Raw genomic sequence first — 26,332 nt, forward strand, 5'->3', positions numbered from 1 at the left:
GCTGGCTCCTGTTACTCGATGATATTGCCGCGCAGAATAAAGCGCGCATAGGCCACGGTAGAAACAAAGCCGAGCATGGCGATGATCAGGGAGGCCTCGAAATAGATCTCGCTGCCCAGGGAAATCCCATAGAGGATCATCAGTGCCAGCGCATTGATGAACATGGCATCCAGGGCCAGGATGCGATCGGCAATTTCGGCGGCGGAGATGATCTTCCACAGGTTCATCAGTATCGCGAGGGCAAAACAGACAAAGGCAAAAAACGTGGCAAAGGCTATCATTCAAAGATCTCCATCAGGCGGCGCTCGTATCGCTGTTTGATCGAATCGCGGACGGCATCCGGGTCGCTGGCATCCAGACAATGCACCAAGAGCGCGTGCCCCTCGGCAGAGACATCCGCCGAGACGGTGCCGGGGGTCATGGTGATGGTTCCGGCCAGTACGGTAATCGCTTCTGGTGTGCGCAGATCCAGCGGCACCGCAATCCAGGCCGGGCGGCGCTTGCTGTTGGGTTTGAATACCACGATACGCGCCACCACCACATTGGCAACGATAATATCATAAAGCACCAAAAGGATGTAGGCAGCAATCTTCAGCGGTTTCTTCATCCGCATCTGATTGGGCCAATAGGGCTGGGTCAGAAAAGGGATCCCGATCCCCAGCAAAAAGCCAAAGACCAGGGAATTCAGCGTCCAGGTACTGGTCAACAGCACCCAGGCGATGGTCAAGAGTAGGGTCAGGATCGGATGCGGCACCAGCCGCTGCAGCAGTTTCATGGCGTCACCTCTCCGAGTACGGCCCTGATGTAGGTTTCAGGTGCAAACAACTGGGCCGCCGTGGCCTCGGCGTAATGGCTGGCCGGGCCAGCAAAGACGGTCAGCGCCACCAATCCCGCCAGCAGGGCGAAACAGGCGACAAAGGGCAGGACAGTTGCGCGCGCTGTTGGTGCCACCTTGCCATGCGCGCTGCTGTCATGGTCTTCGTGGAGCTGGTGAGGCTGATGATCTTGGGCCACAGTAGGATCGACCTCTGTCTCTGTGATGCTATGGCTTTTCCAGAACAATAGGCTGCCCGCCCGTGCCATGCCCAAAATGGTCACTAATGAGCCGATTAGAACTGTGCCCCAGATCCACCAGACCAGATCATGGTCGCGGGCGGCATCCAGCACCAAGAGTTTCCCTAGAAAACCCGAAAGCGGCGGCATCCCCGTCAGGGCAATAGCGCCGGCAAAGAACAGCACCGCGATCAGTCCGCTTTGTGGCATCACCCGTTGGGCGGTGATCTCGATGCCCTGGCGTTCGGTCACCAGATCGGCGACCAGAAACAAGAAGGCCGCAGCCAGGGTTGAATGCACCGTATAATACAGCGCTGCCGTAACCCCTTCGGGGGTGAACAGCGCAATGGCTGTCAGCAGGGTGCCCATAGAGGTAATGGCGCCAAAGGCCACCAGCCGCCCCATCCGGTAAGACCCCAGCACACCAATTGCACCAATCATCAGGGTGATTAGGGCTGCGGGCATCAGCCAGGCCCCCGCCAGCCCCTCGGTCAGCGCCAGGTCAGGGCCAAAGACCAGCGTATACATCCGCAGGATCGCATAGGCGCCCACCTTGGTCATTATCGCAAACAGCGCCGCAATTGGCAGTGGAGCATTGGCATAAGAGGCCGGTAGCCAGAAGTGCAGCGGAATAACTGCGGCCTTGATGGCAAAGACCAATAGCAACATCACCGCGCCAACCCGCAATAGGGCACTGTCTTCGGCCGGAATTTCCGCCACCCGCACCGCCAGATCCGCCATGTTCAGCGTGCCTGTCACCGCGTAAAGCGTGCCCAGAGCAAAGAGGAACAGCGTCGACCCCAAGAGGTTGTAAACCACATATTGCATGCCCGCCTGAAAGCGGCGGGTGCCGCCCGAGTGGATCATCAACCCATAGGATGCAATCAGCAGAACCTCGAAGAAAACAAACAGGTTAAAGGCGTCTCCCGTCAGGAAAGCACCGATGATTCCCATTAGCTGAAACTGGAACAATGCATGGAAATTGGCGCCGCGTTTGTCCCAGCCCGAGCCGATGACATAGAGGTTGACCACCAGCGCCAGCACCGAGGTCAGCAAGACCATCATCGCCGACAGACGATCCAGCACCAGAACGATGCCAAAAGGTGCGGACCAGTTTCCCAGCTCATAGACCTGGATTTCACCGCTAGAGGCCTGCGCCGCCAGCACCAGTGAAATCGCCACCAGCAGGACGGTGCTGGCCAGCGAGAAGATCCGCATCAGGTCGAGATGGTGGCGCACCACCATGATGATAAAGGGGCCAACCAGGGCTGGCAGTACGACCGGTGCAATCAGGAAATGGTTCATGCGTCTTCCCCTTCATCTTCGGGGTGGTGTGGCATATCGATCAGATCATCGCGCGCCGACAAATAGGCCGCCAGGGCAATCATCACCACCACGGCTGTCATGCCAAAGGAAATCACGATTGCGGTCAGTACCAGCGCCTGCGGCAGCGGGTCGGTATAGGCGACATCGGCATATTTGTTCAGAATGGGGGGGGCATTGACCATCAGGCGGCCTGTGGCAAAGAGGAAGATGTTCACCCCATATGTCAGCAGTGACAGGCCAAGGATGACCGGAAAGGTGCGCCGCCGCAGGATCAGGTAGATCCCGGCTGCCGTCAGCAGCCCAACGGCAGAGGCCACCAGGAATTCGATGCTCAAGGGATTCATCGTTACACTTCGCCTTTTGTGCTTGGGTCATGCGGGCCGGGGGCTTGCAGGCCAGGGTGCTTCCCCGGCGCCTGCGCCTGCAGCTGAGCCTGTTCCAGATCATCACGGGCGGGGTTGATATCCATCGCATGTTCAGATGAAATCCCCGGCTGCCAGGCAAAGCGTGCCAGGCTTTCAAGCGCCAGAAGCACCGCGCCAACCACCGCAAGGAAAACGCCCAAGTCAAACAGGGCAGCAGTGGCCCATTCAAATTCGTCCAGCGGGGGCCAATGGATATAGCCAAAGGCGCTGGTCAGGAAGGGCACACCACCAAACCAAGAGCCAAGCCCGGTGGCCGCTGCAATCAGCACCCCCGACCCGATGGTGCCATGGTAGAACATCCGCTGCCGTTCCGAGGCCCAGCTAAAGCCCGAGGCCATATATTGCATCAGCAGGGCAATGGCTGTGATCAGCCCGGCGATAAAGCCGCCGCCCGGCAGGTTGTGGCCGCGGAAGAAGATATAGGCCGCCACCATCAGGGCCAGTGGCATCATCACTCGCGTGGCTACAACCATCATCATTGGGTGGGCATCGCCGGCCTGCGGCATGTCGGGTTTACGGTTGAGCAGATAGGCGCGCACCCGCGTGCCCAGAACTGCTTCGGTCAGGGCATAGATCACCAGCGCAGCAATGCCGAGCACGATGATCTCGCCAAAGGTGTCATAGCCACGGAAATCCACCAGAATGACATTCACCACATTGGTGCCGCCGCCGCCTTTGTAGGAATTGGCCAGGTGGAATTCAGAAATGCTTGGCATGGAAAAGTCGCGCAGCATCAGCATATAGATCAGCGTTGCCGCACCCAGCCCGGCGATCACCGCAATTCCACCGTCGCGCAGCCGCACCCAAAGCGGGGATTCAATGGGGCTGTCCTTGGGCATGAAGTTCAGCGCCAAGAGCAGCAGGATCATTGTCACAACCTCAACCGACAGCTGCGTCAGGGCAAGGTCGGGCGCTGACAGATAGTTAAACCCCAAAGAGACCACCAGCCCCACCACCCCGATCAGCACCAGTGAAAGCTGCCGCTGTCGGTGTTTGGCAACCACGGCCAGGGTGGCGACAATCAGGCAGAACCAGGCGATCAGGGCAATCGGGCCCTCTGTTTGCGCTAGGCGCGTTGGCGCCTGGATCGTGCCGCTGGAATAGGCGTAATAGCTTAGCGCGATGATAAACAGCATCATCACAAAGGCATAGCGGGTGATTGCCCCATTGTGCAGCCCATCGGTGATAAGTTGCGACAGCTTGGTCAAGCCGCGCATCAGGCGATCAAAGATCTGTTTTGCCTCGGGGCGCAGCGCGGCGTTCCAGGCCGCCATCAGGGGGCGATGCAGCAGCAGTAAGAGCAACCCGCCCGCCACCGCAACCCCGGACATATAGAGCGCAGGCGTCAGCCCATGCCAGAGTTTGAGCGAATAATAGGGCAGTTCGGCGCCGCCAATCACCGCGCCTGCAGCAATTGCCACAAGCGGGCCGACCAATGTGGCCGAAAACAGCCCGATCAGAACCACCAGGATCATCAGCAGCGCTGGCCCCGCCCACATGCCAAAACCGGGATCATGCGGCTTTGCGGGGTAGTCATTGCGCGGCTGGCCCAGAAAGACATGGCCAATAAAGCGAAAGGAATAGGCCGCCGAGAACAGCGCCGCCAGCAGCGCCAGCCCCGGAACCAGATAGGCAGAACTGCCCCAATGGGTGTGCACTGTTTCTTCCAGCATCATTTCCTTGGACAGGAAGCCGTTGAACGGTGGGATGCCTGCCATGGACAGGGCGGCCACTATGGCGATGGTGGCCGTGACCGGCATCAGATGGCGTAAACCGCCAAGACGGTTGATGTCGCGGGTATGGGTCTCGTGGTCGACAATGCCTGCCGACATGAACAGCGCCGCCTTGAATGTGGCGTGGTTGATGATGTGAAACACTGCCGTCACCGCAGCGATCTTGGTGCCAAATCCCAAGAGCATGGTGATCAGTCCCAGATGGGACACGGTAGAAAAGGCCAGCAGCGCCTTCAGATCATCCTTGAACAGGGCAATCACCGCGCCCAGCAACATGGTCACCAGACCGGTGGTGGCGACAATATAGAACCACTCGGGCGTGCCCGCCAACACCGGCCAGAGCCGTGCCATCAGGAAAATCCCCGCTTTCACCATGGTTGCCGAATGCAGATAGGCAGAGACCGGGGTTGGCGCTGCCATTGCGTGCGGCAGCCAGAAGTGAAAGGGAAACTGCGCCGATTTGGTGAAACAGCCTACCAGGATCAACACCAGGGCGGGCAGATACAGCGGTGAGGCTTGGATCAGCTCTTTGTTTTGCAAGATCACGCTCAGGTCGTAGGACCCGGTGATATTGCCAAGGATCATCATGCCCCCGATCATCGCCAGCCCGCCAGATCCGGTTACCGCCAGCGCCATGCGCGCCCCCTGGCGCCCCTCTGGCAAATGTTTCCAATAGCCGATCAGCAAAAAGGAGGACAGCGAGGTAAGTTCCCAGAACACCAGCAATAGGAGAATGTTGTCGGACAGGGTAATGCCGACCATCGCGCCTTGGAACAGCAAGAGATAGGTGTAGAACTGGCCCATCGGGTCTTCGCGCGAGAGATAAAACCGCGCATAGAGAATGATCAAAAGACCAATACCCAGGATCATGCTGGCAAAGAGAAAGCCAAGGCCATCCAGAAAGAAGTTGGCATTCAGCCCCAGCGCAGGCAGCCAGTCGACGCCCACTTGAATGACCTCGCCGCGAAAAATGGCTGGCGCGTGTAGCAACAGCCCGGCAAAGGCAAGAAAAGTGGTTAGACCCGCAGCCGAGGCCGAGGCATTGCGCCCGGCACGGATCAACAGGGCGGGGAAGACCGCCCCAAGAAACGGCAGGGCCGCAATCAAAAACAGGGACACGAGCAGTTCTCCTGGCTGGGCTTAGGTTATCAAACGCCTAAGCAATTTTTCGCAACTGTTCCAGCCCCACGACCCTGTAAGTGTTTCAAGAGTGAGGTTTTGTAGCTTTCGTGGATCGCATGTAGGCAGGCCCGTGGCGGATTTTTACTCTCCTAACAATTTTTTTTGCATATGGCGCAGGATTTTGTGACTTGTCCCACTGCACAGTTGCTGCGTGTCTGTGTCGGGGGCGAACCCGACCTGCGCGCAGGCAGTGACGTGAAGGTGAACAGCCAAAGCCACGCCAGGGCTGATCGCGCTGGGCAAAACTGATATAAGCCGTAAAACTCAGCGCGAGACACGGCGGGTTTCCGTCATTGGTTTTCTCCAGATTGCACCGGGGTGATATGCTCGATCAAAACGCAAATGACAGCTCAGCAAAGGAACCGGCACCGCCCAGCCTGCCATCGCGGCGCCGGGTGTTGCGCGGGTTTGTGGGTGCGGGGGCGATCTTGGGGCTGGTTGCAGCAGGTGGTGCTATCTGGCTGCGGCAGCAGCCTGTCGCCCATGATCAGCCGCGTATGTCCCCAGCCGAGGCGCACGCCGCAGTGCGGGCGGGCCAGATCACCCTGGTGGATATTCGCAGTCCGCAGGAATGGCGCCAAACAGGGGTGGCAGAAGATGCGGTGCTGATTGATATGCGCCGCGCCGACTTTGTGACAGCTCTGGATCAGGCTTTGGCCGGGGATCGCACCGCCCCCGTTGCGCTGATCTGCGCCCGCGGCGTGCGCTCTGCCCGCATGACGCGGGCCCTGGCTGCGGCAGGGTTTCCGGGCCTGATCGACGTGCCGCAGGGCATGTTGGGGGCCGCCGATGGCCCTGGCTGGATTGCCGCTCAGCTGCCGGTGGTGCCATGGCAGAACTAGGGGGCAAACATCGCCAGCTTGGGCGGTTGATCGCAAAACTGGCGCTGGCGCTGTTGCCCACCGCGTTTGTCTGGCCCGCTGCGGCCCGGGCTGGCTGCGCGACAGCGGACACCGAAGCCTGTCAAATCGCACAGGGCAGTTATCATGTTGTCCTGCCGCAGACCGGCGTCGCTGCGCCCTCGCCTGTGCGTGCTGGTGCGGCCCCGCGCAGACCTGCGGTGATGTTCTTGCATGGCTATGGTGGCTCTGGTGCAGGGGCGCTGCGTAATCAAACACTGGTTGGGGCGCTGACCGCGCGCGGCTATGCGGTGATCGCGCCGGATGCATTGCCGCGCGGCGCGGGCCGCCCGCGCTCTTGGACGTTTTTTCCGGGCTGGCAGGGGCGCGACGAGGTGGGGTTTTTGCAGCAGGTAGCCCAGGATGCGGCCGATCGCTTTGATCTGGACCGCCAGGCGATGGTGCTGGCCGGGTTTTCCGCCGGGGGCTTTATGGTGACCTATCTGGCCTGCGCCAGCCCCGATGCCTTTGCCGCCTATGCGCCGGTCGCGGGCGGCTTTTGGCGTCCACAGCCGGACCACTGCGCCGGGCCAGTACGGCTGTTTCACAGCCATGGCTGGACCGACGCAGTGGTGCCGCTGGAGGGGCGGTTTCTGGGCGGTGGCCGGTTTCAGCAGGGCGATATTTTTGCCGGACTAGAGCTGTGGCGCCAGACCAATGGCTGCCAGGAGCAGGCCCCAACGCGGCGCTGGCGCGAGGGCGCGGTGCTGCGCCGCCGCTGGGATTGTGCCCCTGGCGCAGAAATCGAATTTGCCCTGTTCCCCGAGGGCCACCAGGTACCTGCCGCCTGGGCAGGCTGGTTGCTGGACTGGTTTGAGGCAGGGTGGGGTGATCCGGCCAAACCCCAACCTGCCTTGGGCAGGGCAGACTGACGCGCGCCTAGCTCGTGGCCTTTTTGATCGCTTCCAGAAGCTGCGCCCTGCGTACTGGTTTCATCAAGCGAATATCCTCGGGGCGCAAACCATTGCCATGCACCGTAGCTTCGCTGGCATAGCCAGACATGAACACCACCGGCAGATCGGGCCGCAGTTGCCGCAGATCGCGGGCCAGTGCTGGGCCGTGCCGCGAGCCGGGCATCACGATATCAGTCAGCAAGACGTCGATATCGTTGTTGGCCTCGAAAAGGGCATAGGCATCATCGCCCGACTTGGCGGCGATGACATTGTACCCCGCCTTGGTCAGGGTGGCGACGATGATGTCCAGCACCTGTTCCTGATCTTCGGCAACCAGAACGCGCGTTTCTCCTGTCGTGTTGGGGGCTATGTGAGACATAGTTTCTGGGCTCTCCTCGTTGTCGCTGCCTAGCGCCTTGAAATACAGCTTGAAGGTGGTGCCGACGCCGGGTTCTGAATAGACCCGCACGGTGCCTCCGGACTGGTGCATAAAGCCCATGACCATGGACAGGCCCAGCCCGGTGCCCTTGCCTGGCGATTTCGTGGTGAAAAAAGGGTCAAAGACGGTGTCGAGAAGCTCTTGCGGAATGCCTATCCCGGTATCGCTGACCGCCAGCATCACATAGCGTCCCGGCGACAGGTCCTCTTGTCGAGAGCTGATGTAATCCTCGTCGATCCTGACATTGGCGGTTTCAATGGTCACCCGGCCACCATCGGGCATTGCGTCATGGGCGTTCAGCAAGAGGTTGAGAAGGGCGCTTTCGGTCGAGCTGGGGTCCGCCTTGACCAGCCAGAGACCAGCCAGCAAGGAGGTTTCCATCTCGACAGAGGCAGGCAGGGTACGGCCGGCCCAGTTTTTGGTGCTGCGAATGATCTTGTTCAGATCCAGCTCTGCGGGGGCCAGTGGCGATTTGCGGGCAAAGGCGAGCATATTCTTGGTCAGATCAGCACCATGCAGCGCAGCGTCGATCCCGGCGTCGATCAATGAAATTTGATCGACCTCTGTGATATTTTCGCGCAATAGTTCCAGGTTTCCCACAATAACGGCAAGCAGGTTGTTGAAATCATGGGCAATTCCACCAGTCAACTGGCCGACGGATTCCAGTTTGTGCGAGGCCGCCAATTGCAGCAGAAGGTTTTCGCGTTCCTGCGCCTCGGCGCGGCGCTTGGATATGTCGACAATGGTTCCGCGGATCAGCATCTGATCTGCAGAGGGCAATTGGGCGAGGGTAACCTCGCAGTCCAGTGGCTCTCCTTTGGCGTTGTGATGCAGCCATTCAAACACCGGGTATGCGCCATCGATGGCCTGTTTTAGGTATTTTTCCATCAAGTCCTTGGAGGGGGTGCCACAGGGCTGCAGCGGCGGGCTCAGCTGCCAGAGGGTTTTCTTGTTGACCAGCTGGTCACTGGAATACTGAAACAGTGTCTCTGCAGCAGGGTTCACCTCGACCAGGCAGTCTGCCTCGGCATCGAGCACAACGATGCTCTCGGGGGCGTGCTGCATCATGGTCCGCAGGCGGCGTTCTTTCAGGTGGTCTTCTTGCGCGCGCTGCTGATGTTCGTCAATGCGGGCAGAGAGGCTATCCAGTGCCGATAGCCAAGTCCACATCCCGTGAAAGACCAGAATGGCGCCAAGCCCCATGAAGCCCAGGGCGAGGATCAGGGCAATCGGGTGATCTGGCTGTTGTGGCTGTGGTGCCGCCCGCCAGATATCTTGCAGGATCGGCACCAGCACAGAGAGCGTCATCAAGACCCCGCCGATGATCACAACCCGCAGTCCAGCGTGTTGCAGGGCAAGACGCCTTGAGGCGAAGAGGAGGGCGCCGATGATGCTTAGCCCCGCTAGTAAGGGAATAAGATCCAAGCTCAGATAGGGGCTCAGTGGACGATCCTCCGGGAAATGGTTACGCAGCAGACGCTTTCTACGAGGTTATGTGAAGCGCATCAGGGTTGCAAGAATATCGCTTTTCTAGTCTGCGGCGTGTATGGGCTGTTCTATTCTGCGGGGTGCTGGCGTTGCATATCGAGATAGCGTTTGAAGCTGCGGCGATAGCGGTCGGCGGCGCGGGTGATTTGCGGTTCGGCATAGACCACAGGGGTGGCCATCCATCCACGCCTTGAGGTCCCTGCGCGCCAGCCAGAGAGCGCCGACAACGGCACCGCCAGCACCAGTGACAGCGCAATTGGCAGCAGCCAAAGCGACACAAACCCGGCCAGGATACCGCCACAGAGTGCAAATCCGCTTATGGTTTCAAGCGCGTGACAGATCAGCAGATGACGCAGCCCATAGTGCCCGCCTTCGCGCGCCTGGGCTGACCAGCCCCGCTGGATGCCAAAGGTGGTGCGCAGAACGGCAATCATCTGCTGTACCATCAGAATAGGTGCATAGAGCACCGCCAACAGGATTTCGCAGATGGTCGAGAGCGCAAAGCGCGCCGGGCCACCATACTGATCAAGCCGCCGACTGGTCATTGCCAGTGCCAGCACCGCCAGCAGTTTGGGGGCCAACAACATGGCATAGATCAGTAAAATCACCAGTACGTGGCGTGGCTCTGACATATCGGGCCAAGAGGGGCGCGAAGGATTGGTGACGCTGAAATAGTGGATTACCGAGCGGTTTTCGCCCAGGCCGATCAACGCCCAGATCACCAAAAGCGCAAACCAGATTGGCGCCATCAGATAACCAATGGCCCCATGCAGCAGGTGAAACCGCGACATGGCGAAAAAACCGCGCGCGCCCAACAGGTTCAGGTGTTGCAGATTGCCCTGGCACCAGCGGCGATCCCGCAGGATGTGGTCCACCAGGGTGGCGGGAGTTTCCTCATAAGATCCCCCAAGGCGTGGCAAGAACCGCACCCGCCAGCCGGCCCGGCGCAACAGGCCGGCCTCGACAAAATCATGGCTCATGATCAAGTGCTTGCGCCCGCTGAGCCGCGAACGCAGCTTGGGCAGGCCGGCACAGGCCGCAAAGGCGCGGGTACGCAGAATGGCGTTATGGCCCCAATAGTTGCCTTCATGCCCGGTCCAGCGGGCCAGCCCTTCCGCCAGGGCAAGCCCATAGACGCCATTGGCAAATTGCTGCATCCGGCCAAAAATGGACTGGGCACCGATCAGTTGCGGAAAGCTCTGGATTAGCCCGGCGCAGGGATCGCGCGACAGCGCATCGGTCAGCCGGGCAATGGCGCGGCCGGTCATCAGGCTGTCGGCGTCCAGCACCAGCATGGCCTCATATCCCGCGCCCCAGCGCCGTAGCCAGTCGCTGATATTGCCGACCTTACGCCCGGTATTGCGGGCCCGGCGGCGATAGTACAGCGCTGTTCCCGGTGGCAGGTCGGCGCGCAAGGCCTCAACGCTCAGCCGTTCCTGCGCGGCCAGGTCCGCATCGCGGGTATCCGACAGGATGAACATTGCATAGCTATGGGCACCGCCGGCGCGGCTCAGCTCTTCCAGCATCGCCCGTACATTGCCCAGCACATACCAGGGGCTTTCGTTGTAGACGGGCACCAAAAGCGCCACCTGCATCGGGGTCACCTGGCCGATGGGGCGGCTGTGGTCACGTTTTGACAGCGAATACAGCCCCAGGATCACGGTTGAGACCGAAAAACAGATCCAGAAGAAATTAAAGGCAATCAGCGCCAGAAGCAGCAGTTCAAGTCCCATGAATCCGCCGATGGCAAACCAGCCCTGCATCACCCAGGTTAGCGCGGCCGTGGCCAGCATGGCGGGCGAAAAGGCCAGAATGCGCCAGAGAGCCACCTGCGGCCGCGGCGCGCCCTGCGGCGCGTGTCGGTCGTGAAATGGCGCGGTGAAATCCTGCTGGGGCATCTCCATTGGCATCAAGGGGGGCATCAGGTCTGTGCCCACCGTGTCTTGCGCGCCTTCTGCACCCCCTGTGGCCAGATGGATGGTTAGCGGGGCCTCAGGCAGCGCCCCGGTTGGATCAGGCAGCTGGGTCATGCGGTCCACCGATAGAGCCAGATTTCACTTGCGGCTTTCCCGGCACGGCGCAATTGCAACCGCAGTTCGACATTGTTTTGTGCATTGGGCGTAAAGCTGAAGGCAAGACGCAGCCCGCCGGTGCTTGGGTTGCGCTGCAACACGCCGGGGGTGGTTTCCACATCGGGCGAGGACAGATGCACCTCGATATCTTCCGGGTCGCCCGCCAACAGCGGGTGGGCCGCAAAATCCACCGTCATCAATCGCCCGGGTTCGCCAAATATGCGGGCACCCGCTGCGGTGTCAATGACGCGTGCCAGGGGGGGCACAGGCGAAGCTGCCTGGGGGCCGGGTGCGGCTGTGGTGGCATCTGCCATAGGGGGGGCGGGCTCTTCTCCCCAGGAAAGCCGGTAGGCCAGCGACAGCTCTTGCCCGGCTTTGACCGGGGCATCTGGGCGCCAATAGGCGACGATATTGTCGTAGATTTCCTTGTCAGCTGGGATTTCGACCAGGGTGACCGCGCCCTTGCCCCAGCGGCCCTTGGGTTCCACCCAGAGACCGGGGCGACGGTGGTAGTTGGCTTCGAGATCCTCAAAATCCTGCAGGTGGCGGCTGCGTTGCATCAGGCCAAAACCGCGTGGATCGGAATCCACGAAAGAGGAAATCTGTAAATGGGTGGGATTGGCCAGTGGCCGCCAGAGGGTCTCTGCGTTGCCATTGTGGATCAACAGCCCGTCACTGTCGTGCACATTGGGGCGGAAATCATCAAAACGGTGACGATTGGTGCGATCAAACAAAAACATAGATGTCAGCGGCGCCAGTCCCATATGTGGCAGGTCCGCGCGGGCAAAGAGCTGGGCCTCGACATCCATGATCGTGGTGGTGCCGGGAGTGATGCGAAAGTGATAGGCCCCGGTCACAGATGGTGAATCCATCAGCGCATGTACCACCATATGGGTCTGCCCCGGTGCTGGGGCTTCCAGCCAGAATTCCACAAAGTCGGGGAATTCTTCGCCCATGGGGTCGGCGGTTTTCAACGCCAATCCCCGCGCCGACAGGCCATAGGTCTGGCCGATGCCAATGGCGCGGAAATAGCTGGCGCCCTGAAAGACGCAGAATTCGTTCTTTTTGTCGGGCTGATCCAGGGGGGTGCGCAGTCGCAAGCCGCTATAGCCTAGGGTCTCTGCCTGGCTGAGTGTCGGCGCAATTTCTCCGCGTTCAAACAGATCCATGTCAAAGCCGACCCGGCGCGCCAGGCCTTCCTCGACCGTGTTGATCTGCACCGCCTGGCGAAAATACAGCCCTGGCAGGAACAGATCGACATTGTAGCTGCGCGTCGTCTTGGCCCAGATCGCCCGTTTGGTGCGGAACCTGTGGGCCTTGTATTGATCATAGGTGAGATCCTGCCAGTCCTGCGGCACCTCGGGGCGCGGTCGATAGGGCTGTTGGGCCAGGCTGCGCGCGCGCGCCACCACATGATCGCGGTGAAAGGGCGTCGGGTCGGGCGCAGCCTGGGCTGCTGTCGGCAGGGGGGAAAGCAGGGTGCTGCTGAGGGCGGCCCCCAGAAAGGTGCGACGGGTGAATGGGGTCATCGCTTGGCTCTCCAGGGGTGGGATTTGAACCATCCGGCGCCATAGGCGCAGGCAATGATCAGGGCAAAGCCCGCAAGATTGGCCAGTGCGGTGATCAGGATGCCGCGGTCTGTCTGATCCAGAGCAAAGCCAATCAGCCGGGCCAGGGCCATGGAAAACACAAAGACCGCAAGGCTTTGCTGGCCGACCTTGCTGATGATGCCGAGCAGCCCTGCCCAAAGCCGTGCCCCCAGGCTGTGGCCCGAGGCAATGAGGCGCTTGCCGCCTTCGCCTGCCAACAGCCAGCCCAGATAGGCCAGGGCGAGGAAATGCGCATAGCGCAGCAGGCCAAAATCGGTCTTTTCGCGCCACTGCGCGCTGGCGGCCCACCAGGGACGGATCGCGTCAGCCAGATCACCATTGGCGGCATCCAGCCACAAGAACACCTTCCAGGAGCCAAGCGGCGCTGACAGGATCAAAAAGGCCGCTGCGACAGCCCCCAAGAGCGCCGAGGTCGGCGGCGGGGGCAGCCAGCCCTTCATGAAGGCAAAGCCGGTGAAAAACAAAAGCTGCCAGCCAAGCGGGTTGAAGAACCACTCACGTTGGGACCATGGCTCAGCCGGGAAGGACAACCCATTCGGTCCCAGGCCGATCAGATAGGGATTTGCCGCAAGCCAGAGCAGCACAGAACACAGCGCAACCAGCCAAAGATGACCGCGCGCCAGCGCCATCATCAAGGGGAGCAGGGCTAGCACACCCAGATACATCGGCAGAATGTCAAAGTAGTTCGGCACATAGGTCAGAGTGAACAGACCAACCAGCTGCGCTGCGGGATCGTCAAAGAAATGCTGCAGGTTCAGACTGTTGATATAGCTTTTGTCAAAGCTGCCATAGGTGTCCAGCGTCGCCATGGTCATGGCGACGAAGAAGAACAACCCGATATGGGCCCAGAACACCTGCCAGCAGCGGAACAGCACGCGGGCGCTGCCCAGGGCCCAGCCATTGCGCGCGTAGGAACCGCCAAAGGCAATGGCCGAGGCCATGCCAGAGCAAAAGACAAAGATCTCTGTTGCATCGGAAAAGCCAAACCGCGCCGGGATCCATCCGGTCCAGCGGTTGCCCGGAATATGGGCTGCCAGGATGATGAACATGGCGATGCCGCGATAAAAATCCAGCCTGGGATCGCGCGTGCGAAGGTCTGCGGAAGCCGAAGAGATTGCCGGGGATGCAGCCTGGTTGGCAGCTGATGCCGCGTTCATTGGCCCTGCATTTTTCTGGGAGGAGGGAAAAGGCGAAATCTCCGCCATTGGGTTATTCCTTGTTGATTTTCAAGAGCGTGTGTGAGGTTCTTTTCTCATCTTGAAAAGGGCAATTCAGCGGGCAGGGACTGTGGGAGCGACAGGGATGGCGTCTTCCCGCCGAACGGGTGGCATCTTCCCGCCGAATTCATGCTTGGATTGTGTTTCCAGCTCGTGCTTTGTGTCGCTGCGGGCGGCAGCAATCAGGGCGCGCCGGGCCAGGGCATAGTTGTCGTCGCGCCCGCCGCGTTTGGCGCGCCGATCATCCAAGATGTGTTCCACCGTATCAAAGGCGCCGCAGCGCAGGCCCGCGTCGATGGTCATACGTTCAAACACATCGCGCTGGGCATGGCTGCCCCCGGCCAGGTGCAGGCTGGCGCGTACTCCGGACAGATGGGCAAAGGCCTGTGTATAGTTGCCCTCACCAAAGGCCTCTAGCCCCAGCGCTGCGCCACAGCCGGGGGTGGCCATCCGCTGCTGGGCCTCTGTGTCGCGCTGCCGGGCATCGGCGTGGATGCGCAGGATCAGGCGGCGGGATTCCGTCTTGTGGTCGGGGCCGGTCAGCGCCATCAGATAGTGCAGATCGGCAAAGATCAAGCTGCCGTCTTCGGTGCGGTTGGCGCAAAGCTCCGAGAGCTCTTGCCAGCGGTTGCCAACGGCGACGCCCTCCAGCTCTAGCCGCATCAACAGCGAGGTGGCATTGGAAATATCGCGGTAGTCATCGGTTTTATCCTTGCGCACCTCGGTATCATAGAGCGCCAGCGCCTGGTCGGTCTGCCCCAGGTCAAGATGCATCAGCGCCTTGTGCCACCAGACATGGTAGCGGAAGTTGTTGCAATGGGCCCAGGCCTGTTCGCGACCGTTCAGCCAGCGCAACCCGGCAGAGGCATCCCCGGTCATATCATGCACATGGGCCACCGCATGCAGCCCCCAGGCATCGTCCGGGGCCAGCCACAGTGCCTGACGCCCGGCGATCCCGGCGCGCTCATAGGCGCCGGTTTCCTCAAGCGCAAAGGCATGGCAGCCCAAGAGATAGCCGCGACCGGCATGATCGGGCGCATAGGCGGGCAGCACCCGTTCGACCGAAGCCCGCATGCCCTTGGCATCGCCCAGAATAAAACGGATCCCATGGCTGAGCTTCATCGCCAGGCTGTCGCAGGGATCCACTGCCAGCACCTGTTCCATCCGTTCTATCGCGCGGGAGGGTTGGCCATTCAGCCAAGCGGCGAGGGCCTCGATATATTTGCGTTCCCGCGGCAGGGCAGATTCATAGCCCAGTTGCGCCGCCTGCAGTGCATCTTGCGCCATGGGCAGCAACTCGCTGCGGCCCAGCATCAGCAGCGAAATGCCCTTGATCGCCTGGGCCAGGGCAAAATCCGGGGCCGTGTTGAGCAGCGCGCCAAGATGATCGGCCGTACTGGCGGAATGCGCCAAAACCCCCATTTGCACCGCATCCCAGTGCTGCTGGCTGATCGCGCAGCTTAGGCTGGTTTCTTGTCCAAAAATATCTTGCGTCATTGAAGGTCCATTCTCTGCCGGGGTGCGCAAACCGCACGAGGGGTGTGCAGAGGTTAAACCAGCAGGCAGGCCCAAGCGACGCTGCTCTCGCTTTGGTGATTAAGCGTGTGCAAATCTTGGCCTATGGTGGAATTCCCCCGCAAAATCAGGCGGTTTTTCAGGCCTTTTGACGCTAGATCGCTTAAAGATGAGCAAGCCCCCGCTGGGAAGGCGGAGGCTTGAGGGCTTTTGTAACATTTGGCTGTCTGTCCTGCCCCTGTCAGGGCCTGCGCAGGGGTGGCAGCGACGGGGGGGTGTTCTCAGGCCTTGGCAAAGGGGTCTGGCGCGTCAAGAATGTCGGCGCTTGCTTCGCCACACTGGGGCGGCGCATGGCGATAGGTCACCGGCGTGCGCGAGAAATTCAGCGGATTGCCCAGCAGCTGTACCGGCCCGGCCCCCGATTGCATTTCAATCGCCATGTCGCGGGCCGCCACCTGATCTGAAGCAAAGACGCGGTCCAGGGTCTGTACCGGGCCTGCGGGCACTTTGCGGGCCTCCATGCCGGCGATCACCGCATCCATGGAAAACCGCTTAAGCGCCGGGATCAGAATATCGTTCAGTGCGCCACGGTGCTGCAGCCGGGCAGGGTTGGTGGCAAAGCGGGGATCCTCTGCCAGGCCTTCCAGGCCGAGGAATTCCATAAAGCGACGAAACTGGCTGTCATTGCCTACTGCCAGGATCACATGCGCATCCGATGTTTCATAAAGCCCGTAGGGGACGATACTGGGGTGTTCGTTGCCACGCCGCTGCGGCAGGCTGCCGGTATTGAGGTATCCAACGCCCTCGTTGATCAGCCAGGCGATCTGCGCATCGACCAGCGCGAGGTCGATTTGCTGGCCTTCGCCGGTGGTGTCGCGGTGATGCAATGCGGCCAGAATACCGATGGTCGCATACATGCCGCACATTACATCGGCGATGCCAACGCCTGCTTTCACCGGCTGGCCTTCGGGATCGCCGGTCAGGGACATCAGACCGCCATAGCCCTGCGCCATCAGGTCATAGCCGGGTTTGTGGCTGTTGGGTCCGGTCTGGCCATAGCCCGAGATAGAGCAATAGATCAGCCCTGGAAGGTCTTTGGTGACGCTGGCATAATCCAGTCCATACTTGGCCAGCCCGCCGGGTTTGAAGTTTTCGACCAGGATATCCGCTTGCGTTGCAAGCCGGTGGATCACCGCCTGGCCCTCTGCCGTGGTGATATCCACCGCGACAGAGCGCTTGTTGCGGTTGGCGGCCATGAAATAGGCTGACAGGTCAGACTGTTCGCCGACCGCATCGATCACATAGGGCGGGCCCCACTGGCGGGTGTCATCACCGCCGGTCTTGGGGTTCTCGACCTTGATCACGGTGGCGCCAAGATCGCCAAGCAACTGGGTGCAGGTAGGGCCGGCCAGAATGCGCGACAGATCCAGCACCTTGACGCCTTTCAGGGCGCCATGGCTTAGCGGGCTGCGGGTTGCGTCTGGCTGTGGGTTAGATGCGTCCATCATATCCTCCGGGTTCTATTTCGGCAGAAATGACAGTGAAGCGGTCCGAGGCCAAGGCCTGTTGTAGTGCTTTGTTCAATGCATCGCGGTTACGCACCGTTACTCCGTTGCCGCCAAAGGCGCGGCCAATAGCTGCAAAATCGTGTCTGGCCAGATCAACCCCGGCATTGGGCAACTGGCGTTGGCGTTGTTTCAGGTCGATCAGCGCCAGGCTGGCATCGGCAAAGACCACAAAGATCGGCGCAACCCCCAGTTCGGCCGCGGTGGCCAGGTCTCCGGCTACCATCAGAAACCCGGCATCCCCGGAAAAGCTGACAACTGGGCGGTCGGGGGCCGCCAGTTTGCGGCCAATGGCCATGGGCACAGCACAGCCCATGGTGCACAGGCCCGAGGACTGGATCAGCGCGCGTGGGGCGTTGCACTGCCACATCTGGCTGAGCAGGATGCGATGCGCCCCGCTATCGGCAGTGGCAAGCGTGTTTTCAGGCAGGCTGCCGCGGCATTGCGCGATCACTGCGGCAGGGCCCCAGTCGTCGTGGCCGGGGAAGGCCTCTGCCAAGGCGGTTTGTACGGCTGTCGGGCTGGCGCAGGGCCATGTGGTGCCAGAGGCGGGCGTGCTGCGCCCCGTCAGGGCCGCCAGTGTGGGTTTCAGAGCGGCAACAAATGCCAGGCCGGCCTGGTGCATGTAGTGACTGTTGGCTTCCGGGGTGATGTCGATCACGCGCTGGGCGGCGGGATCCCAGATATTGCGCCAGCCGGGGCGCATTTCGATCGGGTCATAGCCCAGCCCCAGGATCAGATCAGCGCGCTGGATCAGCGGCAGCAGGTGGGTATCGGCCAAGGGGGACAGCCCTGCGGCCCCCAGGCACAGGGGATGGGTCTCGGGCAGGATGCCTTTGGCTTTGTAAGTCGTGACAAAGGGGATCTGGTGGTGTTCTAGAAAGGCGCGCAGTTCGTGGCTGGCGTTTTCCTGCAGGGCATCCAGGCCAATGATCGCCATCGGGCGCTGTGCCTGCGCCAGCCAGCTGCGGGCCTGGGACAGGGCGGCGGGCGCGGGCTGGGTCGGGGCGGGGGGGGCTTGACGCCACCCGCGATCCCGTGCGGGCTGATCCGCGACCGAGATTGGCACATCAATATGCACCGGCCCATTGCGCGGTGCACAGGCCAGCGAGACGGCCTTGTCGGCAATGATATCCGCGACCTCTGCCTCCAGCCGGAAGCTGGCCTTGGTGATGGCGGCAAAGACGGCAGGGTGATCCAGCACTTGATGGGTGTAGCTCTGCGCCTCGCTGGCATCGACACAGCCGGTCAACACCAGCATCGGCACCCGGTCCTGATGCGCATTGGCGACCACATTGACCCCATTCAGCGCGCCGGGTCCCAGCGTCGCCACCAGAATGACCGGGGCGCCATCTGCGTGATGCAGGCCCTCGCCGATAAAGCCGGCGGCGTTTTCATGTTTCGCTAGATGAAACTGGATCCCGGCCTTTACCAGCGCATCCACCAGCGTAAGCACCTCTCCGCCTGGCATGCCAAAGGCGTGACGGCAGCCCGCCGCATAAAGACGCCGTGCCAGAACATCGGCGGCGCGAAGGGTTTCTGTCATCTTGGTATCCCACTGTTGCTGATGGTCAGATCTTGATGGCCAGAGATTGCCGGATGTGCGGCCCGGCGCAAGCCCCTTCACGCGCCTGTGACAGATCGTGTGACAGCCCCGCGTGACAGCTTCGTGGTTATTCTGCGGTGGCTGCGGCTGGCGAACTGGCGATCTTTCCGCCACCCTGTTTGGTGATGGCAACCACCGAAGGGCGCGGCGGCATCTGCGGATCAAAGTCGGGCCAGCGGGTGGCTGGATCATCAAAGGTGGAGGCCCGCTCAAAGCCGTTCAGCGCCTTGGTGCCATCGGTGCCAGGATGCTGCACCGCCAGAAACAGGCTGTCGCCACCAGGGGTGAAACAGGGACCGCAGAGTTCCGCCCCAACCGGGCAGCGAAAGAACAGCCGCGCCTGTCCGCGCCCTGCGCCTTCGGTTTCCAATGTATAAAGCCCGTCGGATTTACCTGTTTTGGACCAGTGCCCGCCTTGATCTGTGGCCACCCAGAGCCGTCCCTCGGCGTCAAAGGTGCAATTGTCAGGCGCGGCAAACCAGCCACTGTCGCTGGTTTCAGGATGCCAGAGGGCACCAACCTCGGCAATCTTTGGGTCGCCACATTGCACCAGGATCTCCCAGGTGCCACGCGTGGCGGCGTGATCACCGGCCTGCTCTGTAATCTCGATGATATGGCCAAAGCGGGACTTGGGTCTTGGGTTTGCCGCATCGACCTGATCGGCGTTGCGGCGGCTGTTGTTGGTCAACATCACATAGGCCACCCCGTCGCCACGGGGCTGGGCATCTTCGGGGCGATCCATCGGCGTTGCCCCGAGTGCATCCGCCGCCAGACGGGCGTCAATCAGCACATCGGCCTGGCTGGCAAAGCCGTTCTGCGCCGTCAGCGGTCCGGTTCCATGGGTCAGCGGCAACCAGGTCAGGCTGGCATCGGCGTCAAAGCGCGCGACATATAGCGTGCCATCTTGCAGCAGGTGGCGATGGGCGGCAGGATCCTGCGATATCGGGTCGGACAGGGTATCGTGCGAGACATATTTATACAGGTATTCAAACCGGGCATCATCGCCCATGTAGATCACCAGATGGCCATCAGCGGACAGGCAGGTTTCTGCGCCTTCATGGCTGAACCGGCCCAGAGCGGTGTGCTTCACCGGGGTGGACAGTGGATCGCGCGGGTCGACCTCGACCACCCAGCCAAAGCGGTTGGCTTCATTGGGGGATTTGTCGATGTTGAAACGGTCAAAATACTGACCCCAGGCATACCAGCCACCGGGAATACCGTAGCGTGTCATCTGCCGTGACTCGGGCTGATCTGATAGATCTGGCGCGCCCGTTGCATCCCGCCGGTCGCTCCAGAAATAGCCGTGAAAGTTTTCTTCTGCCATCAGCCAGGTGCCCCAGGGGGTCATCCCTCCGGCGCAATTGTTCAGGGTGCCAATCACCGATCTGCCGCTGGGGTCTTCGCGGGTTTGCAGACGGGGGTGGCCGGCAGCCGGGCCATCCAGGGCCATCGCGGTATCCAGCGGGGTGATGCGACGGTTCAGCGGGCTGTCGCGCTGCACCTGCCAACCGCCTGAGCCATCGCGGCGCTGGGCAATTTCGACCACCGTGCCACCATGGGCGGCCATCTCGATTTCGACCAGATCGCGGGTCATGCCGGAAAACCCGGCCCGATCCTGACGGCCCAGGCCGGAAAACATCATCTCTTCGTTGGTGTATTCGTGATTGACGCAAAGCAGGCCACGGGTGGCCTCGGCATTCAGCGGGGTAAAGCCGATGTAGTCGTTGTTATAGCCAAACTGTTGCAGCTGCGCTTTGGCGCTTTGGTTTGTGACGTCAAAGTCTGGCGCACCGGCGGTGATCGGATCGCCCCAGCGCAAGAGGATGTCGGCCCGATAGCCTGCGGGCACATGGTGATACGCGTCATTGCCCCAGGGCAGTTCGTCAAAGGCAAAGCGGGACGGCTGTCGCGCGGCGGCGGGCCGGGCTGGCGCAGTCTGTGCCAAGGCAGAGCTGCCAAGCAGGCCTTGAATGACCGAAACCCCCAACAGCCCCTGCAGCAGTCCACGGCGGGTGGGCTGTAAGGCTGCATGCGCATGGCGGGCGGCAATCACGTCCCCCAGGGTCTGCTTCAGGTTGGGATTGCGCGGCAGGTCATCCTCGGCCTCAAAGGCTTCGGCCTTGTTGCCGGTGGGGTCTTGGCCTGTCATCTGCTGTTGCGCCTTTCTGGTTTACTGCGGGAAACTCAACAGTACCTGTGGCTAGGGCGCAATGCGAAAGCCGGTGATCAATTGGCGCAGCCCCAGCCCGGCCCCGGCAAAGATCGCCAGGAATGTCACCGGTGCCGACAGCGACAACAGGGAAAACGCGCTAAGACCCTGGCCGACAGTGCAGCCCATGGCAATGACAGCTCCGGCCCCCATGATGGCAGCGCCAAGGATCTGGCGGCGCAGCTCTCGCGGGTCCTCGCAGGCTTCCCAGCGGAAATGCCCCTTGATCACCGAGCCGATAAAAGCGCCAACCCAGACCCCGGCGATGGATCCGACCGCAAAGGACAGGGGCCGCAGGCTGCCGGTCATGCTCCACAGGATGGTTTCGCCAAGAGGGGCAGAAAAGGAATGCGACACCACCGGCAGTGCGGCAAAGCCCATCCGGTTGACATAGGCGGTGCCCGCCCAGCCCGAGACCACCGCAAGCCCCACAACAATGGACCAGAACAGGCTGGTGCGATCCTGGCGGAACTCGGCCTGCCAGAGGCTGGCCGTGACCACCAGAACGCCGATGCTAATGCCAATGCCCGCCAGGGGCAGCCGGGTAATCCGGGCCAGATGGTGGGCGAGGCCGGGGGGGAGTTCCTGGATCAGGTCTTGTTGTTGAAACAGGGCATTGCGCAGCGGTGCCAGAGGGCCGGCCAGCACAACATAGGTGGCAACGCCCATGACCAGAACAATGACAAAACTGCGCAGATCTCCGCCCCCCAGCCGGGCGATGGCCCCGTAGCCGCAGTTACCGCTGAGCGCCATGCCATAGCCAAACATCAGCCCCCCCGTGATCGAGGCGAGCGGCATCCAGCGGATCGAAAGATAAAAAGACTGCGCGGGGTCAAGCAGGCCGAGCCCGATTAAAGCAAAGCTGCCAATGATGGCGGTGCCAATGGCCAGCCCCCACATGCGCATCCGCAGGGAGGAACCACCATAGAGCAGGTCTTCGATTGCGCCCAGGGTGCAAAACCGCCCTAGGCGCGCGGCCAGCCCCAGCAAAATGCCGCCAAACAGGCCCACAGCTGCAACCAGCTGGTGATCACTGAACAGATCAAACATCGGTGCTCTCTCCCGTGTGGTCGTCCGTATGGTTCCGTGTGGTCGCCAGGGGGTGCGGTCTGCGCTGGTACATCCCGTGGGTGGGGCCAGGTGGTTTGCCCAGATAGGCCAGCGGTCGTCTCTATGTGGTCAGTCCTTGCCGTCGGTGCAGAACATGTCATAGACCACTTCGAGAATACGGCGTGGGCGATCATCTGCCAGCCGGTAGTAGATCGCCTTGCCCTCGCGGCGGGGCACCACCAGGCCTTCAAGGCGCAGCCGTGACAGCTGTTGCGACACTGCGGCCTGACGGGCCGCCAGCAGCTCTTCCAGTTCGGTCACGGATTTTTCGCCGGTGACCAGATGGCACAGGATCATCAATCGGCCCTCATGGCTGATGGCCTTCAGGAAGTTCGAGGCTTGGGTGGCGTTGTCGACCATATTATCCAGCTCTTCCGGGGCCATATCAGCCGAGAATTGCGGTAGTACCATTGTCCTGTCTCCTGTGGTGGCGGCACAGCGGGTGCCGCAACTCCCAATTTGGTTTTACCCTGTGCTAACTCTTGGCGGCGGCTTCAGCCTCTGCAGTAAAACCCATATGTCTGCGCATCAACTCTGCGATGAGAGGCCAGAAAAAATCCTCCCCCGGATAGCCTTCCAGGCGGGCCAGTTCATGGCCATGTTCTATCAGCAAAAAGGTCGGGGTGAAAGTGACGCGCCGGGCCAGGATAAGATCATCCGGTAGCGCCCGCAGATCCTCTCGGCGCAGCGGCGCAAAGCGCCCTTCGCGGGTTTTGGGATAGATTGGCGCGATCTCTGCATTCCAGCGCTTGCACCATTCACATCCGCGCTGCTCGACCATAACCAGCTCTCGGCTTGGCGTGTCGGTCTGCGCGGGCCTGTCGGAGGCCGCAGCGGCGGCAGGCAGGGCTGCCAGAACCAGCCCGATGATGGCTGCTGCCAGCAGCGCAGGCACCAATGCCAAGGCGTGCCCAAACAGGACGAGCGGAGCAAAGAACAGACGTGAAATGATCATTACCTCTACCGTTGACGGCAACCGCCATTTGCGGCTTTATACAACGTAATTTGAATATGTGAATAGTACAAGCCTTGCGGTGGCACACCGGGGCGCAGGAAGGATCATAAAGCCGTGATGCTGGAAATTTCATATCTGGGGGCGGCTTTTGCCGGATTGCTCAGCTTTTTCACCCCCTGCATCCTGCCAATGGTGCCGTTTTACCTGTCCTACCTGGGCGGGCTGTCGATGGCAGAGCTGCGCAGCGACGGCGAAATTGCACCGGGGGCGCAGCGGCGCATGGTATTGGCGGCGGTCTGTTTTGCGGCCGGGGTCACATCAGTCTTTATGCTGATGGGCATGGGCGCCACCGCGCTGGGGCAGCTGTTTGGCCGTTATATGGAAATCCTGTCCTACGGGGCGGCGGCGCTTTTGGTGGCGTTTGGCCTGCATTTTCTTGGGGTTATACGCATTCCCCTGCTGTACCGAGAAGCCAGGATGGAAAGCACAGCAGACCCTTCGAGCCTGGCGGGGGCCTATCTGATGGGGCTGGCTTTTGGCTTTGGCTGGACGCCCTGCGTGGGGCCGGCGCTGGCCTCGATTCTGATGGTGGCCTCGGGTCTGGGCGATATCTGGCGCGGCGGCGCATTGCTGCTGGTCTACGGCGCGGCGATGACGGCCCCCTTTGTGGTGGCCGCGCTGTTTGCCAAACCCTTCCTGGCTTGGGTGGCGCGCCACCGCACGGCCTTTCATTGGGTGGAAAAGATCATGGGCATCATGCTGATCCTATTTGCCATTCTGATCGTCACTGGCGGGGTGCGCTGGATCGCCGACCTGATGATCCGCTGGATGCCGGGCTTTGCCTCGATTGGATAAGGCGATACATCAACTGGATAATCCGGGAGGAAACGATGAAGCACTGGATATTGAACCTTGCCGCTTTGGCGCTGGCGGTGACGATGCTGGCTATACCAGTGTTGGCAATGGAGGCTCGCGCAGCAGAGCTGGACGATGACGGGCTGCACAAGACGCCCTGGATGCGCGAGACCTTCAAAGATCTGCGCGAGGACCTGGAAGAGGCAAATGCCGAGGGCAAGCGCCTGGTGCTGTTCTTTGAACAACGCGGCTGCATCTACTGCACCAAGATGCATGAGGAGGTCTTTCCGCGGCCCGAAGTGGGGGGCTATATCGCCGACAACTATTTTGTCGTGCAGTTGAACCTGCATGGCGATATCGAGGTCACGGATTTTGACGGCGAAACCCTGGCGGAAAAGGACATGGCGCGCAAATGGGGCGTACTGTTCACCCCGACGATTCTGTTCCTGCCGGAAGAGGTAGCGGTAGGGACGAGCGCGCCCAAGGCCGCCGTGGCGATGATGCCGGGCGCCTTTGGTGTCGGCACCACGCTGGACATGTTTACCTGGGTAAGAGAAAAGCGGTATCTCCTTGACAACGGAGAGGATTTTCAGCGCTATCACGCGCGGCGCGTTTCGGAACGCGACAATGGGGCAACCGATTGAAAGCAGGCGAACAAATATAATAATTCATAATATTGAATTTGTTGTTGCGTTTTCAGAGGGCGGTGCCCTACGATAGACGACAGCTAAGCCCGCGCACCATGCGGGCGGCAGCCAACGGGAGGAACCATGAAGAGACTATCTCTTACACTGGCCGCGTGCCTGATCGGGAGTGCAGCCCTCGCGGCCGAGGTCGCGCCAAAGGATGTGCAGTTTGACGAATACGGGGCGGTTGCGGCCTCCTTGACTGGCACAGCAGGGGATGCGGCAAGTGGCGCCGTGATTGCGGGCACTAAATCGCAGGGCAACTGCATCGCCTGCCATCAGATCACTGCGCTGGCAGAGGTGCCGTTTCATGGTGAAATCGGCCCCTCGCTGGATGGCGCTGGCGATCGCTGGAGCGAAGCAGAGCTGCGCGGGCTGATGACCAATGCCAAGATGACCTTTGACGGCACCATGATGCCGGCCTTCTACAAGGTCGAAGGCTTTATTCGTCCTGGCGACGCCTATACTGGCAAGGCCCCAACAGAGGCGCTGACGCCGATCCTGTCTGCACAGCAGATCGAAGATGTCGTTGCCTTCATCGCAACGCTGAAAGAAGAGTAAAGCCAGGGCTGCATGCCCTGCCGCTTTGCGGAACGTCAAAGGAGACATATGATGGAGTTCTCACGCCGTGAGACCCTGGGCCTGGCCCTGGGTGCTGCTGTGATGACAGTGCTGCCGCTGCGGGCCAGTGCCAGCAGCAGCGTAGACGAGCGGATCGCCGCCTTCACCGGCGGTGCCGATATGGCCGATTCCGGGATCGAGCTGACCGCGCCGGAAATTGCTGAAAACGGCAATACCGTGCCAATTGAGGTTAGCGCCCCTGGGGCCACCGCAATTATGGTTTTGGCCACTGGCAACCCAACGCCTGGCGTTGCGACCTTTACCTTTGGTCCGCTGGCTGCCAGCCAGTCTGCCGCCACCCGGATCCGTTTGGCCGGCACCCAGGATGTGGTTGCCATCGCTAAACTGGCCGATGGCAGCTTTGCCAAGGCGAGCGCCGCTGTGAAAGTGACAATCGGGGGCTGTGGCGGCTAAGCGATACGCCCCGCACCATCCCCGAAGAGGGCCGCAAAGACGGCCTTAAATACGAAGGAGTTTAAGACATGGCATCCGGTGTAAAACCCCGCGTCAAAGTCCCCAAGACGGCAAGTGCTGGTGAGGCAATCACCATCAAGACCCTGATCAGCCACCAGATGGAAAGCGGTCAGCGCAAGGATAAAGAGGGCAACGTTATTCCGCGCTCGATCATCAATCGGTTTACCTGTGAATTCAACGGTCAGCTGGTCGTGGATGTCGCGATTGAACCTGCGGTTTCGACCAACCCCTATTTCCAGTTCGAGGCCATTGTGCCAGAGGCCGGCGACTTTGCCTTTACCTGGTATGACGACGATGGCTCTGTTTATGAGACATCCAAATCGGTCGCTATCGCCTGATCCCTTCCGGATCTCAAAGGCACGGCACCCTGGCCGCATTTGTGGCCAGGGTGGATACCCA

At 61.0% G+C, this 26,332-nt stretch carries 23 protein-coding genes; 7 read left to right on the plus strand and 16 right to left on the minus strand.

What is annotated here, in order from left to right:
• Positions 1–11: 11 nt before the first annotated feature.
• From LRK71_RS06705 to LRK71_RS06725, 5 genes are read right to left on the minus strand one after another with little or no spacing between them, the layout of a single operon-like run.
• Positions 12–281 (minus strand): K+/H+ antiporter subunit F, encoded by a 270-nt coding sequence (locus LRK71_RS06705; RefSeq protein WP_232402058.1) that lies wholly within the window; start codon positions 279–281, stop codon positions 12–14.
• Positions 278–775 (minus strand): Na+/H+ antiporter subunit E, encoded by a 498-nt coding sequence (locus tag LRK71_RS06710; protein WP_232402059.1) that lies wholly within the window; start codon positions 773–775, stop codon positions 278–280. The genes LRK71_RS06705 and LRK71_RS06710 overlap by 4 nt, the downstream gene beginning before the upstream one ends.
• Positions 772–2,358 (minus strand): monovalent cation/H+ antiporter subunit D, encoded by a 1,587-nt coding sequence (locus LRK71_RS06715; protein ID WP_232402061.1) that lies wholly within the window; start codon positions 2,356–2,358, stop codon positions 772–774. The genes LRK71_RS06710 and LRK71_RS06715 overlap by 4 nt, the downstream gene beginning before the upstream one ends.
• The gene (locus LRK71_RS06720; protein WP_232402726.1) at positions 2,355–2,708 is read right to left on the minus strand and encodes a Na+/H+ antiporter subunit C; all 354 of its coding nucleotides are present in this window, start codon (positions 2,706–2,708) and stop codon (positions 2,355–2,357) included. Before LRK71_RS06720 ends, LRK71_RS06715 begins: the two co-directional genes overlap by 4 nt.
• A 17-nt stretch (positions 2,709–2,725) precedes the next feature.
• Positions 2,726–5,656 (minus strand): monovalent cation/H+ antiporter subunit A, encoded by a 2,931-nt coding sequence (locus tag LRK71_RS06725; RefSeq protein WP_232402063.1) that lies wholly within the window; start codon positions 5,654–5,656, stop codon positions 2,726–2,728.
• A 386-nt stretch (positions 5,657–6,042) separates the two neighbouring features.
• On the opposite strand from LRK71_RS06725, the gene LRK71_RS06730 reads away from it, so the two are divergent.
• Together LRK71_RS06730 and LRK71_RS06735 are read left to right on the plus strand one after the other, a co-directional pair.
• Positions 6,043–6,561 (plus strand): rhodanese-like domain-containing protein, encoded by a 519-nt coding sequence (locus LRK71_RS06730; protein WP_232402065.1) that lies wholly within the window; start codon positions 6,043–6,045, stop codon positions 6,559–6,561.
• On the plus strand, positions 6,549–7,490 hold the full coding sequence (locus LRK71_RS06735; RefSeq protein WP_232402067.1) for a CE1 family esterase: 942 nt from the start codon (positions 6,549–6,551) through the stop codon (positions 7,488–7,490). The genes LRK71_RS06730 and LRK71_RS06735 overlap by 13 nt, the downstream gene beginning before the upstream one ends.
• 7 nt (positions 7,491–7,497) lie before the next feature.
• Here LRK71_RS06735 and LRK71_RS06740 read toward each other — a convergent pair whose 3' ends face one another.
• From LRK71_RS06740 to LRK71_RS06790, 11 genes are all read right to left on the minus strand, one after another.
• Positions 7,498–9,258 carry an ATP-binding protein gene (locus LRK71_RS06740; protein WP_232402069.1) on the minus strand — a complete coding sequence of 587 codons (1,761 nt, stop codon included), beginning with the start codon at positions 9,256–9,258 and terminating at the stop codon, positions 7,498–7,500.
• A 248-nt stretch (positions 9,259–9,506) separates the two neighbouring features.
• Positions 9,507–11,360, minus strand: a complete 1,854-nt coding sequence (mdoH, locus tag LRK71_RS06745) for a glucans biosynthesis glucosyltransferase MdoH (RefSeq protein ID WP_269751674.1) — start codon at positions 11,358–11,360, stop codon at positions 9,507–9,509.
• A gap of 104 nt (positions 11,361–11,464) precedes the next feature.
• Positions 11,465–13,039 carry an OpgD/OpgG family glucan biosynthesis protein gene (locus LRK71_RS06750; protein WP_232402071.1) on the minus strand — a complete coding sequence of 525 codons (1,575 nt, stop codon included), beginning with the start codon at positions 13,037–13,039 and terminating at the stop codon, positions 11,465–11,467.
• Positions 13,036–14,277 carry an OpgC family protein gene (locus LRK71_RS06755; RefSeq protein WP_408635984.1) on the minus strand — a complete coding sequence of 414 codons (1,242 nt, stop codon included), beginning with the start codon at positions 14,275–14,277 and terminating at the stop codon, positions 13,036–13,038. The genes LRK71_RS06750 and LRK71_RS06755 overlap by 4 nt, the downstream gene beginning before the upstream one ends.
• A 114-nt stretch (positions 14,278–14,391) precedes the next feature.
• Positions 14,392–15,834, minus strand: a complete 1,443-nt coding sequence (locus LRK71_RS06760) for a tetratricopeptide repeat protein (RefSeq protein WP_232402073.1) — start codon at positions 15,832–15,834, stop codon at positions 14,392–14,394.
• 299 nt (positions 15,835–16,133) lie between these two features.
• Positions 16,134–17,357: a CaiB/BaiF CoA transferase family protein gene (locus LRK71_RS06765; RefSeq protein ID WP_232402074.1), complete on the minus strand. Its 1,224-nt coding sequence runs from the start codon at positions 17,355–17,357 to the stop codon at positions 16,134–16,136.
• Entirely contained in the window at positions 17,344–18,963 is a 1,620-nt protein-coding gene (locus LRK71_RS06770; RefSeq protein ID WP_232402075.1) for a thiamine pyrophosphate-binding protein, read from the minus strand. Before LRK71_RS06770 ends, LRK71_RS06765 begins: the two co-directional genes overlap by 14 nt.
• A 127-nt stretch (positions 18,964–19,090) precedes the next feature.
• The gene (locus LRK71_RS06775) at positions 19,091–21,172 is read right to left on the minus strand and encodes a PhoX family protein (protein ID WP_232402076.1); all 2,082 of its coding nucleotides are present in this window, start codon (positions 21,170–21,172) and stop codon (positions 19,091–19,093) included.
• A 51-nt stretch (positions 21,173–21,223) separates the two neighbouring features.
• Positions 21,224–22,282, minus strand: coding sequence for a YeeE/YedE family protein (locus LRK71_RS06780; protein ID WP_232402077.1), 1,059 nt, complete (start codon positions 22,280–22,282; stop codon positions 21,224–21,226).
• 129 nt (positions 22,283–22,411) lie between these two features.
• A complete protein-coding gene (locus LRK71_RS06785; RefSeq protein ID WP_232402078.1) occupies positions 22,412–22,753 on the minus strand; it encodes an ArsR/SmtB family transcription factor in 342 nt (113 codons plus the stop codon).
• Positions 22,754–22,817: 64 nt separating this feature from the next.
• Positions 22,818–23,297 (minus strand): thioredoxin domain-containing protein, encoded by a 480-nt coding sequence (locus LRK71_RS06790; RefSeq protein ID WP_232402079.1) that lies wholly within the window; start codon positions 23,295–23,297, stop codon positions 22,818–22,820.
• A 117-nt stretch (positions 23,298–23,414) separates the two neighbouring features.
• Between LRK71_RS06790 and LRK71_RS06795 the strand changes: the two genes are divergently transcribed.
• From LRK71_RS06795 to soxZ, 5 genes are all read left to right on the plus strand, one after another.
• On the plus strand, positions 23,415–24,152 hold the full coding sequence (locus tag LRK71_RS06795) for a cytochrome c biogenesis CcdA family protein (protein WP_232402080.1): 738 nt from the start codon (positions 23,415–23,417) through the stop codon (positions 24,150–24,152).
• An 83-nt stretch (positions 24,153–24,235) separates the two neighbouring features.
• Positions 24,236–24,796: a thioredoxin family protein gene (locus LRK71_RS06800; RefSeq protein ID WP_408635988.1), complete on the plus strand. Its 561-nt coding sequence runs from the start codon at positions 24,236–24,238 to the stop codon at positions 24,794–24,796.
• A 126-nt stretch (positions 24,797–24,922) separates the two neighbouring features.
• Positions 24,923–25,399, plus strand: a complete 477-nt coding sequence (soxX, locus tag LRK71_RS06805) for a sulfur oxidation c-type cytochrome SoxX (RefSeq protein ID WP_232402084.1) — start codon at positions 24,923–24,925, stop codon at positions 25,397–25,399.
• Positions 25,400–25,450: 51 nt separating this feature from the next.
• Positions 25,451–25,873, plus strand: a complete 423-nt coding sequence (soxY, locus tag LRK71_RS06810) for a thiosulfate oxidation carrier protein SoxY (protein ID WP_232402086.1) — start codon at positions 25,451–25,453, stop codon at positions 25,871–25,873.
• A gap of 68 nt (positions 25,874–25,941) precedes the next feature.
• On the plus strand, positions 25,942–26,271 hold the full coding sequence (gene soxZ, locus LRK71_RS06815) for a thiosulfate oxidation carrier complex protein SoxZ (protein ID WP_232402089.1): 330 nt from the start codon (positions 25,942–25,944) through the stop codon (positions 26,269–26,271).
• Positions 26,272–26,332: the final 61 nt, after the last annotated feature.

The organism is Pseudophaeobacter flagellatus, assembly GCF_021228235.1.
GTDB classification, from domain to species: domain Bacteria; phylum Pseudomonadota; class Alphaproteobacteria; order Rhodobacterales; family Rhodobacteraceae; genus Pseudophaeobacter; species Pseudophaeobacter flagellatus.